The 14287-nt window shown below is 58.8% G+C and carries 12 protein-coding genes and 1 riboswitch; of the genes, 2 read left to right on the top strand and 10 right to left on the bottom strand.

What is annotated here, in order from left to right; genetic code table 11:
* Nucleotide 1: 1 nt before the first annotated feature.
* From gcvH to Q0775_RS13380, 3 genes are all read right to left on the bottom strand, one after another.
* On the bottom strand, nt 2-361 hold the full coding sequence (gene gcvH, locus Q0775_RS13390) for a glycine cleavage system protein GcvH (RefSeq protein ID WP_298861655.1): 360 nt from the start codon (nt 359-361) through the stop codon (nt 2-4).
* Nucleotides 362-379: 18 nt separating this feature from the next.
* The gene (gene gcvT / locus Q0775_RS13385) at nt 380-1501 is read right to left on the bottom strand and encodes a glycine cleavage system aminomethyltransferase GcvT (protein ID WP_298861653.1); all 1122 of its coding nucleotides are present in this window, start codon (nt 1499-1501) and stop codon (nt 380-382) included.
* Between the two features lie 156 nt (nt 1502-1657).
* Nucleotides 1658-1743: riboswitch (glycine riboswitch) on the bottom strand.
* Nucleotides 1744-1804: 61 nt separating this feature from the next.
* Nucleotides 1805-3673, bottom strand: a complete 1869-nt coding sequence (locus Q0775_RS13380; protein ID WP_298861650.1) for an FAD-dependent monooxygenase — start codon at nt 3671-3673, stop codon at nt 1805-1807.
* A gap of 97 nt (nt 3674-3770) precedes the next feature.
* Here Q0775_RS13380 and Q0775_RS13375 point away from each other — a divergent pair, with 97 nt between their 5' ends.
* Both Q0775_RS13375 and Q0775_RS13370 read left to right on the top strand, forming a co-directional pair.
* Nucleotides 3771-4223 carry a MarR family transcriptional regulator gene (locus Q0775_RS13375; RefSeq protein WP_298861648.1) on the top strand — a complete coding sequence of 151 codons (453 nt, stop codon included), beginning with the start codon at nt 3771-3773 and terminating at the stop codon, nt 4221-4223.
* A gap of 45 nt (nt 4224-4268) precedes the next feature.
* A complete protein-coding gene (locus tag Q0775_RS13370) occupies nt 4269-5651 on the top strand; it encodes a M20 family metallopeptidase (RefSeq protein ID WP_298861645.1) in 1383 nt (460 codons plus the stop codon).
* On the opposite strand, the gene Q0775_RS13365 is transcribed toward Q0775_RS13370, so the two are convergent.
* The 7 genes from Q0775_RS13365 to Q0775_RS13335 all read right to left on the bottom strand — a co-directional run bounded on the left by Q0775_RS13365 (nt 5641) and on the right by Q0775_RS13335 (nt 14239).
* Nucleotides 5641-6825 carry an SRPBCC family protein gene (locus Q0775_RS13365; protein ID WP_298861643.1) on the bottom strand — a complete coding sequence of 395 codons (1185 nt, stop codon included), beginning with the start codon at nt 6823-6825 and terminating at the stop codon, nt 5641-5643. The two genes, Q0775_RS13370 and Q0775_RS13365, sit on opposite strands and share 11 nt — an antisense overlap.
* Before the next feature lie 40 nt (nt 6826-6865).
* On the bottom strand, nt 6866-7822 hold the full coding sequence (locus Q0775_RS13360) for a nitronate monooxygenase (RefSeq protein ID WP_298861641.1): 957 nt from the start codon (nt 7820-7822) through the stop codon (nt 6866-6868).
* A gap of 42 nt (nt 7823-7864) precedes the next feature.
* Nucleotides 7865-8284, bottom strand: coding sequence for a lysozyme inhibitor LprI family protein (locus tag Q0775_RS13355; protein ID WP_298861638.1), 420 nt, complete (start codon nt 8282-8284; stop codon nt 7865-7867).
* A gap of 102 nt (nt 8285-8386) precedes the next feature.
* Complete coding sequence (locus Q0775_RS13350; protein ID WP_298861635.1) at nt 8387-11020, bottom strand: AAA family ATPase; 2634 nt, start codon at nt 11018-11020, stop codon at nt 8387-8389.
* Nucleotides 11017-12153 (bottom strand): DNA repair exonuclease, encoded by a 1137-nt coding sequence (locus Q0775_RS13345; protein WP_298861632.1) that lies wholly within the window; start codon nt 12151-12153, stop codon nt 11017-11019. The genes Q0775_RS13350 and Q0775_RS13345 overlap by 4 nt, the downstream gene beginning before the upstream one ends.
* A gap of 53 nt (nt 12154-12206) precedes the next feature.
* Nucleotides 12207-13610: a TRAP transporter large permease gene (locus tag Q0775_RS13340; RefSeq protein ID WP_298861629.1), complete on the bottom strand. Its 1404-nt coding sequence runs from the start codon at nt 13608-13610 to the stop codon at nt 12207-12209.
* Nucleotides 13610-14239: a TRAP transporter small permease gene (locus Q0775_RS13335; protein ID WP_298861626.1), complete on the bottom strand. Its 630-nt coding sequence runs from the start codon at nt 14237-14239 to the stop codon at nt 13610-13612. The genes Q0775_RS13340 and Q0775_RS13335 overlap by 1 nt, the downstream gene beginning before the upstream one ends.
* Nucleotides 14240-14287: the final 48 nt, after the last annotated feature.

The following is a 14287-nucleotide window of genomic DNA, read 5'->3' as shown; positions in this document are numbered from 1 at the left end:
GTCAGGCAATAAGGGCGTTGTAGGCGGCTTCATCCATATAGGCGTCCATCTGCGCAGGGTCCGATGGTCTGATCTTCATGAACCAGCCCTCGCCCATTGCATCGTCATTGGCCAGCGACGGCGTATCGCCCAATGCCTCGTTGATCTCGACAATCTCGCCGTCAATCGGCGCAAGGATATCAGAGGCGGCTTTCACACTCTCGATCACCACAACTTCGTCGTCTTTGGCGACCACGGTGCCCACGTCAGGCAGCTCCACAAAAACGATATCGCCCAACTGGGCGCTGGCGTGGGAAGTGATCCCCACCACAACCAGATCACCCTCGGCGCGCAGCCATTCATGCTCTTCAGTAAATTTCATCTCATCGTCTCCGTTTGGTTAACGTTTAAAATTCGCAGGTACAAAAGGCAGCGCCGTCACGGTCAGCGGCAAGCGCTTGCCCCGCAACGCGCCAAACACAATTGTTCCATTTGTGGTAAATTCCGCAGCGACCATCCCCATCGCAATAGGCCCACCGACTGTGGGTCCAAAGCTGCCCGACGCGATTGTGCCAATCGGCGCATCACTCTCGGCATCGCTATACAAAACAACACCCTCGCGCATCGGCGCAGGCCCGTCAGGCAACAACCCCACACGCTTGCGCACAGCGCCATTGGCCAGCTCTCCCAGAATGATGTCGGCACCCGGGAAGCCGCCAGCACGCGCACCGCCCGTGCGCCGCACTTTTTGGATCGCCCAGTTCAGCGCAGCCTCAGTCGGGGTCGTTTCCACATCAATGTCATTGCCATACAGACATAAGCCCGCTTCGAGCCGCAGGCTGTTGCGCGCCGCGAGGCCAATCGCCTCCACATCATCATGCGCCAGTAGCGACCGCGTCAATTCCTCCGCCTGTGCCGCAGGAACAGAAATTTCATACCCGTCCTCGCCCGTGTACCCAGAGCGCGAAACCCAACACTCCGCACCGTTCAAGGTCAGCGTCGCCACATCCATAAACCGCATCTCGGCCGCACGAGGGTCAAACGCTGCCAGCACCGCCTCCGCCGCCGGCCCCTGTAGGGCGAGCAACGCGCGGTCCGTTACTTCTGTGACACTCACCCCGTCCAGATTGGCAGTCATATGGGCAATATCCGCCGCCTTACACGCCGCATTCACTACCACAAAGATATGATCACCACGGTTGGCCAGCATTAGATCGTCCATGATACCGCCCGCGTCATTAGTGAAAAAACCGTAGCGCTGCCGCCCCTCGGCCAGCCCCAGAACATCCACAGGCACGAGCGTCTCCAGCGCCAAGGCAGTCGCCTCAAAATCGGTGCCTTCAAGTAAGACCTGCCCCATGTGGCTCACATCAAACAGACCCACCTTCTCCCGCGTATGCGTATGCTCTTTCATCACACCCAGCGGATATTGCAGCGGCATGGCATAGCCTGCATAGGGCACCATCTTGGCCCCCAGCTTCGCGTGTAAATCAAAAAGTGGCGTGTGCAGCAGATCAGACATCAACAGCTCCTCAAAAGGTGCGCAGATTTTCCGAAATCATGCGGCACCACGTGAACACACAGGCTGGTGCCTGCACGCGTGATGCCCCCTCTGTCCTTGCACCTGAGATTGCTATCCCTTCGGTGTGCGCTCTGTGCGCCGCTCTCCAGAGTCTTCTTACCCAAGTCGGTCCGTTTGCCTGAGAGTTTCCGAGGCGGTTGCTCCTTCGGCACCAGTATCACTGGTTCTCCCGACTTGGGGTATTTGGTAAAGATGGCGCATTTAGAATTTGGACGCAAGCCATCTTGTCAGCCTCGCCCCCCGCTATCTGGCGGGAAGCATAAAGCCCGCGAAAAACGCGTCCACCGCTTCAACTGCCGTGAAAGGAAGCACTTGGGCCACATATTGGTCAGGACGCACCACCACCAACGCGCCCTGGGCGCGATCAATGCCGCGGTGATCGAAGATATCAGGACCGCTCTTGAGATCGGGACAAAAGACCTTTTCATAATCGGTCAACCCGTGTCGACCTTTGCGCGGGACCAACAGCGGTGGCACCTCGCCCAGCGCCATGTCGCGGTGGGCCGTCTGGAACACGACGCGCATATCAAACACCGCGTCGATATCCGCACCCACAGGGGTGTAACGCGCAATCACCCCCTCGCCCAGCGCATCACACAAAGTGGCAATGCTCCCCTGCCCTTGATCTCCCGCGCCAGCAAATGCAATCAAGCGCCAGCGGCCGTCCGCCTTTAGCGTATGACCCAACTGCATCGGCCGTGCATCGGCCAAGCGGATCACAGGGGCGGAATGGAAACGCATGCCCACGGGGTAGCCTGTCGCCAGACCCTGATGGTCATTGCCGCCGACAAGCACCGAAGGGTCATACCGCGTCTCGACACCTGCGGTATAGCGACCATGCTTTTTGAAATATTGCTGGAACTGGGCGGCTTCTGCGGCATCCTTTGGCTTGGCGCTGAACAGACGTGCCATATCCTTGTCGAAATCAATCAGCTCTTTGGCCTTCGCGCGTCGCTCCTCAGAATAGGTATCGAGCAGCTTTGCATCCGCCTTTCCATGCAGCACGGCGGCCAGCTTCCAGCCCAGATTGAACGTATCTGCCATGGAGACATTCATCCCCTGACCCGCCTTGGGGCTGTGGGTATGACATGCATCCCCCGCAATAAAAATGCGCGGCATCTGCGTCCCACGTGCGTCAGCGGGCACATTGTCGAAGGCATCGCAAACCCGTTGCCCAATCTCATAGGCAGACCACCATGCAACTTCCTTCACGTCCAGAGTGTAGGGCGACAGAATGGTGCAGGCCCTGTCAATCAACATCTCGGCAGTCACATTACGGTCTGCCGCGCGCTCGTCCCCCTCAAGGTCGTCCAGCTCGATATACATGCGCACCAGATAGCCGCCTTCGCGCGGGATGATCAGGATGCTGCCATCATGGGCCGACTGGATCGCCGCCTTTAGTCTGATGTCGGGGAAATCGGTTACAGCCAGCACATCCATCACCCCCCAAAGCTGACGCGCCGCCTCCCCTTTGAGAGCATAGCCCATCTCGCGGCGCACGGCACTGCGTGCACCGTCACAGCCGACCACGTATTTTGCACGCACAGCATGGGTCGCGCCTGTGCCATCTGTCGCTTTGAAAGTTGCGGTCACGGGATAATCGGGATCGTCCGTTGTGGTCAGATCAACCAGTTCACGGTAGTACTCCGGCACCAAACGGCGGGGGCCATTTTTCATCACATCAAGGTAGAAATCATGCACACGCGCTTGGCTCAAGATAACATGGGGCATCTCCGACAGGTCATCCTCTACGTCCTGAATACGGTCTGCCCGCATGAGGCCTTTGCCCTGCGCGTCAGGTCGCCAAAAACCAACCTCATTCACAAAATAGCTTTCCTTCAGCACCCGCTCGGCAAAGCCGAAAGCCTCGAACATCTCCAGCGACCGACACGCAAGCCCATCCGCCTGCCCCACTTCGAGCGGTCCCTCCTTGCGCTCTGTGATCATGGTTTTGATATCGGGAAATGCTGCAAGCTGCGCGGCAAGCGTCAGCCCCGCAGGTCCACAGCCCACAATCAGAACATCGACAGTATCATCCGACCCATGGATATCAGCAGCCGCAGGGGCAACCAAAGGGTCGCCAGACCGAAAACCGTCAAGGTGATATTGCATGTGCTGTCATCCTATATGATAAGTATACATATTAATTAAACGGTTTCATTTTACCCGTCAAGATCATATGTATACTTACAATAAACGGAGCCTGCAGATGCAACGCGATACCCCCCTTGTTCAGATGCCCGGACACCTGATCCGCAGGTTCCAACAACACGCCACAGCGACTTTCCAGAACGGTCTAAGATCAACGGGGCATGACATAACCCCTGTGCAATTCGCCGCTCTGACCACGCTTGCCCAACACTCCGAGCTTGATCAGGCCACTCTTGCGGGGCTGATCGCTTATGATCGTGCAACCATCGGCGGTGTGGTCAAACGCCTTGAGCAAAAAGGGCTTATCTCGCGCACCCCCAGTGAAAAAGACCGCAGAGCGTTCCGGCTGGCACTGACGCCCCTCGGCCAGACCGTCCTAGACGAGGTCAGCCCGATTGTATCGGCCCTCCAGTCGGACATCCTCGGCGGCTTGTCAGAGGATGAGGCCGGCACCCTCACCCGCCTGATGCACAAAGCGTTACAGATGGACCCCGCCCCAGATCCTCGGTAGCGTGCCGCGAAAATACCTGAGCCTTCACATTACTGGAGCCATCTGATGAGCCGCACCAAAGCCGTTGAAAACGCCGCCGCCTATGCCGATCACGGCTTTTTGCAGGCGGAGCTTGCCGCACTGGTCGCTTATCGCAGCGAGAGCCAGAACCCTGCACAAGCCCCTGTCCTGCACCAATACCTGACCCAAGCCATTCAGCCGCGCCTTGAGGCGATGGGGTTCGACTGCGCCCTACATGCCAATCCCTTGGAGGGTGGCCCTTTCCTGTTTGCGACACGGATCGAGGATACCACCCTGCCCACGGTTTTGATCTATGGCCACGGGGATGTGATCTGGGGGCAGGACGATCAATGGCGCGACGGCCTCTCCCCGTTCGGGCTGACCGAGGAGGGCGACCGCCTTTATGGTCGTGGCTCCGCTGACAACAAAGTGCAGCATTTGATCAATATCGCCGCGCTCGAGACGGTCCTCGCGCTGCGCGGCGCGCTGGGATTTAACGTGAAAATCGTGATGGAGACGAGCGAGGAAATCGGCTCTCCCGGCCTCAAGGAAATGATGGCGCTACACCGCGATGCACTGCGTGCGGACGTGCTGATCGCCTCTGACGGGCCACGTCTGAGCGCCACACGGCCCACGATGTTTATGGGCTCACGGGGCGGGGTCAGCTTTGATCTGGTGGTTGATCTGCGCGAGGGGGCGCATCATTCGGGCAACTGGGGCGGGTTGCTGGCTGATCCAGCGATCCTGCTGTCCCATGCTTTGGCCAGCATCACAGACGGGCGCGGTCAGTTGCAAATTCCCGAATGGCGCCCCGACAGCCTAACCCAGACCATCCGCGATGCCCTGCGCGATCTTCCTGTGGGTGCAGGGGGTGATCTTGCCGTCGATATGGACTGGGGCGAAACTGACCTGTCCCCTGCGGAGCGGGCCTATGGCTGGAACAGCTTTTCCATCCTCGCGATGAAGTCGGGCGTGCCAGAGGCGCCTGTGAATGCCATTGCACCCCGTGCATGGGCGCGATGTGCCCTGCGCTATGTGGTGGGGACGGATGCGGATGATATTCTACCCGCGCTGCGCCGTCATCTTGATACCCATGGCCACAGCGCCGTTCAGGTCGTGCCCGTGGACAAAGGCATCTTCGGTGCGACACGTCTGGACCCTGACCATCCCTGGGTGGACTATGTGCGCACCTCCCTCACCCTCACGACGGGTGATGTGCCCCATGTGCTGCCCAATCTGGCGGGCTCCCTGCCCAATGACTGCTTTGCCGATGTGCTGGGCGTGCCAACCATCTGGATACCTCACAGCTATCTGGGCTGTAACCAGCACGCACCGAACGAGCATGTCCTGAAATCCGTCTGCCGCGAGGGGATGCAGGTCATGGCGGGGCTGTTTTGGGATATCGGCGGCGGTGTCCCTACGCCCTAGCGTTTGCCGCGCAGATTGACGCAGTGGTGAGTGTTCCCGCCAGCGCATCATCAATCGCTTTGCGCCCCAGATGCAGGCCAATCTCGTAACGCCCGAATAGGAAATGCGTGTTGGCCCCCGTGGCCAGACCCTTCTGAATATTCTCGCCGATTTCGAAATCCTCATTAAACACGGTACGGATCACGTCATAGTTCTTGGCCCAATAGCGCTCTGCCTTTTCGGTCTTGGGCGCTTCGGGGATCAGCATCATGCATTTAAAGATGCAGGTACCCACCCCCGTTGGGATGATCGTGTGGATGTAGATGTGGTCGGTCTGGACCTGCACATAGTTGCATGGAAAGACATAGTTCTGCGTCAGGAAGTTGCCGCGATGGTCCCATGCGTCCTCGGGCTGGTCCTTGAGCGCCACCACAGTCGGCAGCGGCACCGCATGGCGCACATGCGGGTATTTGTCCAAAAATACCGACTGGTTGTCGAGGTAAGCTGCACAGGCCGTATGCTCATGCGCGCCGCAGAAGTGATAGGATTCCTGAAACCCCTCAAGAGCCAGCCGCCAGTTCATTTTGCGCGGCAGCGACCATTCCTTATAGACCACATGGGTGTCGATGCTCAGATCGATAAACTGTTCTTCCATCGGCGCAATCCACGCCGCCAGATCGAAAGGCTCATCACTCACCGAGGGGCGTACCCAGATCAGGCCGAACCGCTCGAAAGCGGGCAATTCGACCAAGCCAAGTTCGGACTTATCAATATCACCAAATCCAGCCGCATGGGGCAGACCGCGCAGGCGGCCCTCAAGGTCATACGTCCATTTGTGATAGGGGCACGAGAACGTCTTGGACTTCCCGCAGGGCTTGTCTGTGAGGCGCGCGCCACGGTGGCGGCAAACGTTCATGAACGCCTTTACCTCCCCCGCATTGGTGCGCGTCACCAGAATTGGGATGCCCGTGTCATCATTGGTAAAGAAATCGCCCGCCTCGGCCAGTTGCGCGGCATGGCCCATGATAATCGGAAATTTGCGGAACAAGACGTCCACTTCACGCTGGAGATTTTCGGGATCCATGTAGTTGGACACAGGGTTTTCCATCACTTCGGGCTGCATGTCCGTTGTGCCGTTCTCTACATGACGCAGAACGGATTTGATGATCTGAGATTCTTCTGCGCTGATGCTCATCTGTTGGCCTCTCCAGGGTCGCGATTTATTCCAGTGTGTTTCAGGTCTTGAGGTATCGGCTGCCGCGCGCCTGCTCTTCCACAGCGGCCTTATACTGGACGCTTAGAGCACTGACAATTTCACCAATCGTTTCACGCCCAGTAACGCCGCCCACGCCCTGCCCCGCGCTCCACACATGTTTCCATGCTTTTGAACCCGCGTGCATATCCCCCGAGAAATCCAGTGTGGCAGCGGTCTGCATATCCTCCAGCGATATCCCCGCCGCCTCGACACTCGCACGCATCCAGTTGCCGAGCGCGCCAGTGATGGCTTTTGACGTTATCAGGTCTTCCATACGGCTTTGCCAGACCATCTCGCGGTAGGCATCGGGGATCATCGTTTCTTGCGCTGCCAGAAAACGCGTGCCGACATAGGCGAAATCAGCGCCAAGGTTCTCGACCGCGCGGATCGCTTTACCTGTGCCAATGCCACCCCCCACAATCAGAGGGCCGTCAAAAAAGCTGCGCACTTCCTCAATGAAGGGGATCATGGCGTATTGCCCTGTATGACCACCCGCCCCTGCACAAACAAGCACGAGGCCAACCGCCCCCTTGTCCAATGCCTTGCGTGCAAAGGTGGGTGAGGTGACATCTGCAAAGACCATGCCGCCATAACCATGTACCCGCTCTGTTACGCGGTGCGGGCCACCAAGCGCCGTAATCACAAGTGCCGGTTTAAACTCCTCCACCAGCGCCAGTTCCTCGTCAAAACGACCATAGCTGGAATGGGTGATCATGTTCATCGCCCATGGGGCATCATCCTCTGTAACACTTGTTGTGATCTCGGTGAGCCAGTCGCGCAAATCCGCCACGGTGCGCGCATTAGGACCCGGAAACGATCCCATAACCCCTGCCTTGCAGGCAGAGATTACAGTTTGCGGGCCAGACACCAGAAACATCGGCGCTGCAATCGCAGGCAGTGTCATCCTTGATTTGATATGATCCAGATTGCCTGTCATCTTTGATCCTTTGGTCGTTGTGTTGATCCGGTTTGCACCATCTCAGTAAGCATTGAATTCCAGCAACATGCGCGTGCGCTCTGCGGTGAGTTTGCTCAAGCAGGTGCTTTGGATCAGCGGCTGGAGCGATCCACCCTCAAAAGGGCTGGCATGCACATCACAGGCCGCATCGCGGTAGGTCAGCCACGCCCGCTGCGCTTCTAGCAGTGCTTTATTCCGCCCAATCGCATCGGCAAATGCCTTGGCCGACTTCCACGCGGTGTTGAGCGCGGCATCAGCCTCCCGGTATTCCTTGGCCGCGCAAGCGTTCATTAATTGCTGCACTTGCGGGGCAATGCATTCTGCCTCGGACTGGGCATGTGCCATACTTCCAAAGGCAAGCGCTGTGCACGCAATTCCCCATGCCGCGCAAAAACGCAGAACACCAAAACGTTCAATTAGTGAGTTGCTGGTCTGTCTCATATATACGCGTCCTCCTAGCCTGACGGGCCGCTCGTTGATGTGTATCGTGGCTCAATAAAGCGGGTGTTTCCAGACGTTTCTTCTGCCCAAAGCACCCATCACTTACCTGTCCTGAACCACATCTACTTGCGGGCGCACACCGCCCAAACCCGCAAAAGCCATCTGGCGGCAGGAAAACACAATCACCTGCTGGTCAGCGGCGACACGGTGCAATGCGGTAAACATCGCCATGATCCGCGTGTCGTCTGAATATACAAGGGCGTCATCAAGGATGATCGGCATCGGTTTGCCCTGTCGCGCAAACAGGCGCGCAAATGCGAGGCGCGTGAGGATGGCAATCTGCTCTTGGGTGCCCCCGCTGAGCATCTCCATCTGCTCCTCCGCACCGCCGCGCGCCAAGCCTTGAGGCAGCATGGAAGTCGGATCAAAGCTCAGCGCCGCATCGTCATGCAGCAGCGCCAACAGGGGGGCAAGCTCTTCCTGAACGGGGCCGAAATACGCCTCTTGGGCGGCGCCCCGCTTCGCACGCAACGCTTCGACCAGCAGGCTTAGACCCGCCGCCTCATGGGCGAACCGTGCTGCACGTTCTTGGGCGGATTGCAGCAGACCTGCAACTTCATCGCGTTTCTCCTCGACACCGTCTTCGGCGCGGGCGCGGATCGTCGCACTCAAATCCGCGCTGCGAGTGCGCAACTCGCTACGCTCCTCGCGGGCGTTCTCGGCGACCGTTTTGGCGCGGGTCAGATCCGCCTGCGCCGTAATCAGGTCAGGGGCCGCGCGGCGGATCTCTGCCACAGTGGCATGGGCGTCTTGCGCTGTAACCTGTGCAGACGAGTGCGCACGCGCGGCATCTGCCTGCCGCTGCGCAAATGTAGCGGGATCACCATAGGCGGCAGCGGCTGTGTCAAATGCGTTTTGGGCAGCACCGCGTTCCGCCTCGGTTTGTGCAAGCTTTGTTCGGGCTCCATCACGGGTGTCGCGCAGTCTGTCATAAGCTCGGCGTGCCGCCTGCTCTGCTTCCTGCGCCGTCTCAAAGGTTTTCTCCAGCACCGCCATATCTTCTACAACTGGCGCTGCGCCGCCCTGCAAAACGGCGAGGGCCGCTTTCGCTTGGTCCAGTTCCGCTTGAGCCGCCTCGATCCCCCGCGGGGCCAGTGTCTCGATCAGGCGGGTGAGTAGCGCAATCTCCGAAGCCACTTCCAAGCGTTGGGCCGCGGCGGCCCGCGCCGCAGCAACATCCGGCATATCCACCGCGCCAAGCGCTGCCGCAGCCTTCAACGATGCCTGCTCGACCGCAGCCATATCTAAAGCGGCAGCCCCCGGATCAATGGTCATCCGCCCGATCCCGTCGAGGTCAAAGACCTGCCGCTGGGCTATTGTGTGAAGGCCGCTCTCAAGTACCACGCCAGAGGCCGCGACCCGCTCCACGCCGTCATAGGATAGCTCTATCGTAACACCACCCGCACTGGCTTCATGTTTGGCACGCGTGTAGGTCGCTTGGGTCTGCTCGATCAACGACAGCGCATCAGGGGTCACCTGAAGACCTTTAAAGATTGAATGTGCCGCCTCAAGGGCGCGGCGTTTTCCGCCGATCTGTGCCACAAGATCGGCCAACTGGTCATGCTTTTCGGCGGCATTGCGGTGCAAGGCCTGCTGCTGCGCCGTCTCCTTTGCATCCGCTGCCGCTTTCAATGCTATCCCTGCGTGCGTCAGGTCGGCTTCCGCTTTCTCCATCACGGCCTGTGCAGAGTCTGCACGCGTTTTGGCTTCTCTGTGGGCGTTGGTAGCAAGCTCCAGCACAGTCCGGGCCGCGTCGAATGTCTGGGCCGTCGCAATCAGCCCGTCTAGCTTTGCCTGTGCGCCGTCCAGTTCCAACTGGCGTAGTTTGGCCTGTGCCTCCGCTTGAGCCACTTTGTCCGCATGGGCCTGTGCCGCATCATAGGCCGCCTGTGCCTGCTCGAGCGCAAGGGTCAATGCCTCTTGCGCGCCCCGCGCTTCAAGCTGGGACAGACGCGCGGTCACCTCGCGGCGCTGCGCAAGAGCGGAAGTCAAATCACGGCAGGCGCGGTCCAATTCCGCATGGCGCAACGCATGCGCCTCCGCCTCCAACTCCGCCTCTTTCCACGGCCCCTTTACCACAGGTTTTCCCGTCGCTGTGGCCAAACGTGCCAAGGCCTGCGTTGCCGCTTCGATAACGCGGTCCATGCGCCTGCCGCCCGTGATCATGTCGATCTCGCCTGCGACCGAGGACAGCAGATTGCGCCGCGCGCCCAGAAGGCTGTCTTTTTCAGTTTTGGAGCTGCCAGCAGGCTCAAGAGCCGTGATCCCCTGACGCACCCAAAGCAGGCCCGCAGGCCCCTCAAGGCCACTGCCCATTAGCTGCGAGATCCAGTTCTCGGCCTCGTCATCAAGAGCGATTATGGTCCCGTTTGCATCCTTAACCGAGGCGCGCTTTTGCGCCAAAAATGACTTCTCAAGGGTGAAACGCCCTTTGGGTAATTCGATTTCGGCACTCACCCGCACCGCACCCCCTGCGCGGGGTTGCAGGGCTTTCACCTCGCGGGTGGTGGAGCCATATTTGAGAAAAAACAGCGCATGCAACGCGTCAAAGAAAGTTGATTTGCCAAACTCGTTTGCTTGGGCCACCACGCTCACCCCGTCGCTGATGCCACTGATGGTTGCCGTCTGGCCCGCAAATTTGCGCACATTGCTCAGAGAAATGCTGCGGAGTTTCATGCATCCTGCTCCGCGACAAAGAAAAAGAGCTGCGACAGGGCCGACGCTGCAATCTGGCGATCTGCTGCGGAAAGATCAACGTCCTGCGCCCTCAGGGCCAGCGCTTCGGCGGCTTGGCGCAGCGCACCACCCGACGGGTCAATCGCATCCAGATCATTGGTGTTATGCTCAAGGCGCACAGCACCCAGATCATAGGTCAGGTTGAGGAAATCAGGGGCCGCGCGTTCCAGCCCCAGACGCAATTGCTGGACCTGTTGCACGCCCAAACGCCCCTGCACATCCATATGAAAAAGCGTATCACGGCGCAGATCAAGCGGTGGCAACCTGCCTGCAACAAGCTCGATCACATCGTCTTGCGGCATTAAGTCAAGGGCCAGCCGCTGCCAATGGATCGCACCTGTGCGCACCGGTTTTACGTCGGGCACGGACCCCACTCCCGCCAGCGAGACCGCGAGGGCCGTTCCAGCATGGGCGTGTTTGAAACTGTCAGGCTCTGGCGTGCCGGAATACCATGTGTTGGCGCTCACCCTGATTTGGCCGTGCCAGTCGCCGAGGCCGAGGTAATCCAGCCCTGCCAATGCCGCACGGTCAGGGGCGATGGTCCCGCTTGGTCCTTCAGCTGCGACAGAGCCGAGGCTGGCAAAATCGTGGATACCACCGTGGCCCAATCCTATGCGCAGAGCGCCTTCGGGGGTTGGGCGCGCCATATCCACCGTGAGATCACGACCCGGATTGCGGGTGGTACAAGGGGCAGGCAAGATATGCGCCGCGCCCAAAACAATCGGTTCAGCATCAAGCGCAAGCACAAGATTGTCGGGCTTGTCCCGCGTGATGGTCTGCCAAAGCTCGCTCGCCACAAGGCTGTCGTGGTTTCCGGGCATCAGGACCCACGTAATATCCTCCGCCTGCCGCATGGCATTGAGCGCTTGGCGCGTGATCGTGGGTGCAGGGGTTTCCTGATCGAAGGTATCGCCAGCAAGCAGGATTGTTCCTGCCCCTTGGTCCCGCGCAGCAGCGGCCAAACGGTCCAAAACGCCATGGCGCGCTTGGCGCAAACGCCCCCGCACGTCCTCGGTGTGGCGGCCAAACGGCTTGCCCAGATGCAGGTCGGAGGTGTGGATAAAACGGAACATGGCAGCTTTACACTTGGGTCACACGCCGTCCCGATGGAGCGGCATGTGAGGTTCTATTGGGTCGCCAATGTGGGTAGCCACAAAACGATGGCAGGGAAGGCAACAAGCAGTGCAATTGTCACCGCATCCGCAAGGAAGAAGGGGGTCACACCTTTGAACACATCCTGCACGGTCAGATCATCGCGCACGCCTGCGACAACAAAACAGTTGAGGCCAATTGGCGGCGTAATCAGACAGAACTCTGCCATCTTCACCACCAATATCCCGAACCAGATCGCACACATCGGACCCGACATGCCAAAGGCACTGTCCGCAGCGGAGACAAGCTCACCGCCGTTAAGCGCCATCACCGCAGGGTAGACCACAGGCAGCGTGAGCAACAGCATCCCAATCGCGTCCATGAACATCCCCAGCACCGCATAGGCCAGCAGGATACAGATCAAGATTACAATCGGCGCAAGCTCAAGCGACGTAATCCATTCAGAGAAGGCGTCGGGCAACTCTGCAAAGCCCAAGAACCGCACATAGATCAACACGCCCCAAATGATGGTAAAGATCATCACGGTGAGTTTGGCTGTCTCCAGCAGCGCTTCCTTGAGCTGGCCCCAGCGCATGCCGCGGTAGAGCGCCATCATAAACACGATGAACGCGCCCACGGCACCGCCTTCTGTGGGGGTGCCCCAAGCATCGCCAAACGGATTATAGACGAAGAAGATGATGATCACGACCACAGCCACAATGGGCAGCGCGGGTGGCAGGCTCTCAAAGCGTTCCTTCCATGTGAAGCCTGTTACAGGGGGCCCTACATTCTTCCAGATCAGCGCAATGCCAATGATAAGCGTGGCATAGACGATGGCCGAGAACATACCGGGGATGAACCCAGCAAGAAGCAACATGCCCACGTCCTGCTCCACGATAATCGCATAGATCACAAGGATTGCAGAGGGCGGGATCAGAGATGCCAGCGTGCCACCAGCGGCAACAACCCCTGCCGCGAACTGTTTGTTATAGCCGATCTTGAGCATTTCAGGGATGGCAATGCGCGCAAAGACCGCCGCTGTTGCCACAGATGCACCCGAGACAGCGGCAAAACCCGCAGTGGCGAAAACGGTGGAGACGGCCAAGCCACCTGGCACCCATGCGAACCAGCGCTTGCATGCCTCGAACAAAGCAGTCGTCAGCTTGGCATAGTAGGCCAGATAACCGATCATAATGAACACGGGGATCAGGCTGAGCACCTGTGCGGACACTTTGGAGTGGGGCGTCAGGCCTGCAATCTTGGTGCTTATTTCGACGGCTTTCCAAAAACGATCCGGATCATAGTCAAATCCATTCCAGCGAAGCCAGACCAGCCCGACATACCCTGCCAGACCAGCCGCGAAAGCCACGCGCATGCCCAGCAGCACCATAACAAGCATGCCCGCAGAGACGTATATACCGATTTCAATAGGTTCCATCAGTCAGCCCCTTCGAGAATTTTGGCTTCGGCCATGGCCTGCTCTTCAATGGTGAGCGAGAGCGGCACAGCGACAGGGTTTTCAAGCCCTAGCACCAGCGCACGACCATAGCCCCATGCTTGGAGCAGTAACCGAAGCGTCAGAACGCCAAATGCAACCGGCACAACCAGTTTGCTAGGCCAGATTGGCAGGCTCACGTCAATCGAGCTGTCGCGTGAGCACCAAGGACGTGCGCAATCAAACGAGCGGTCAAAATGCTCCCATGCGCCATAGGTCAAGCCGATGATCAAGACCAGCATGAGCAGAACGGAGATCAACTCAAACAGCCAGAGGATACGCCCCTTGAGCGCATTCACCAACATGTCCATGCGGATATGCGTGCCGTCACGCGCCACGAAAGACACCCCCATGATCGCGATGACAGGCATCGCCGCTTCGATATAGTCGACATACCCCATCAGCGGACTGCCAAAGAATTTCCGTGCTGTGACAGAATAGGCCGCTAGAAACATCAGTGAGAAAATCGCAAGGCCACTCAGGAGCGCGCAAAAGCGCTCAACAGGTAGCAGCATGCGGTCGAGTTTGCTCAATAGGCTGGAATCTTCCAGCACTGCGGCTGAACCTGCCATGGTCATGCCCCCCAAATTTATAGACGAAAAGGCTGCGCAGTACCTGTG

The organism is uncultured Sulfitobacter sp. (assembly GCF_947499945.1).
Classification (GTDB): domain Bacteria; phylum Pseudomonadota; class Alphaproteobacteria; order Rhodobacterales; family Rhodobacteraceae; genus Sulfitobacter.
This window is presented reverse-complemented; position numbering and strand designations above follow the sequence as displayed.

What these genes read in the sequence shown, in the direction of transcription:
- gcvH (WP_298861655.1), bottom strand. Translation starts at nt 361, where the DNA reads ATGAAATTTACTGAAGAGCATGAATGGCTGCGCGCCGAGGGTGATCTG.
- gcvT (WP_298861653.1), bottom strand. Translation starts at nt 1,501, where the DNA reads ATGTCTGATCTGCTGCACACGCCACTTTTTGATTTACACGCGAAGCTG.
- Q0775_RS13380 (WP_298861650.1), bottom strand. Translation starts at nt 3,673, where the DNA reads ATGCAATATCACCTTGACGGTTTTCGGTCTGGCGACCCTTTGGTTGCC.
- Q0775_RS13375 (WP_298861648.1), top strand. Translation starts at nt 3,771, where the DNA reads ATGCAACGCGATACCCCCCTTGTTCAGATGCCCGGACACCTGATCCGC.
- Q0775_RS13370 (WP_298861645.1), top strand. Translation starts at nt 4,269, where the DNA reads ATGAGCCGCACCAAAGCCGTTGAAAACGCCGCCGCCTATGCCGATCAC.
- Q0775_RS13365 (WP_298861643.1), bottom strand. Translation starts at nt 6,825, where the DNA reads ATGAGCATCAGCGCAGAAGAATCTCAGATCATCAAATCCGTTCTGCGT.
- Q0775_RS13360 (WP_298861641.1), bottom strand. Translation starts at nt 7,822, where the DNA reads ATGACAGGCAATCTGGATCATATCAAATCAAGGATGACACTGCCTGCG.
- Q0775_RS13355 (WP_298861638.1), bottom strand. Translation starts at nt 8,284, where the DNA reads ATGAGACAGACCAGCAACTCACTAATTGAACGTTTTGGTGTTCTGCGT.
- Q0775_RS13350 (WP_298861635.1), bottom strand. Translation starts at nt 11,020, where the DNA reads ATGAAACTCCGCAGCATTTCTCTGAGCAATGTGCGCAAATTTGCGGGC.
- Q0775_RS13345 (WP_298861632.1), bottom strand. Translation starts at nt 12,153, where the DNA reads ATGTTCCGTTTTATCCACACCTCCGACCTGCATCTGGGCAAGCCGTTT.
- Q0775_RS13340 (WP_298861629.1), bottom strand. Translation starts at nt 13,610, where the DNA reads ATGGAACCTATTGAAATCGGTATATACGTCTCTGCGGGCATGCTTGTT.
- Q0775_RS13335 (WP_298861626.1), bottom strand. Translation starts at nt 14,239, where the DNA reads ATGGCAGGTTCAGCCGCAGTGCTGGAAGATTCCAGCCTATTGAGCAAA.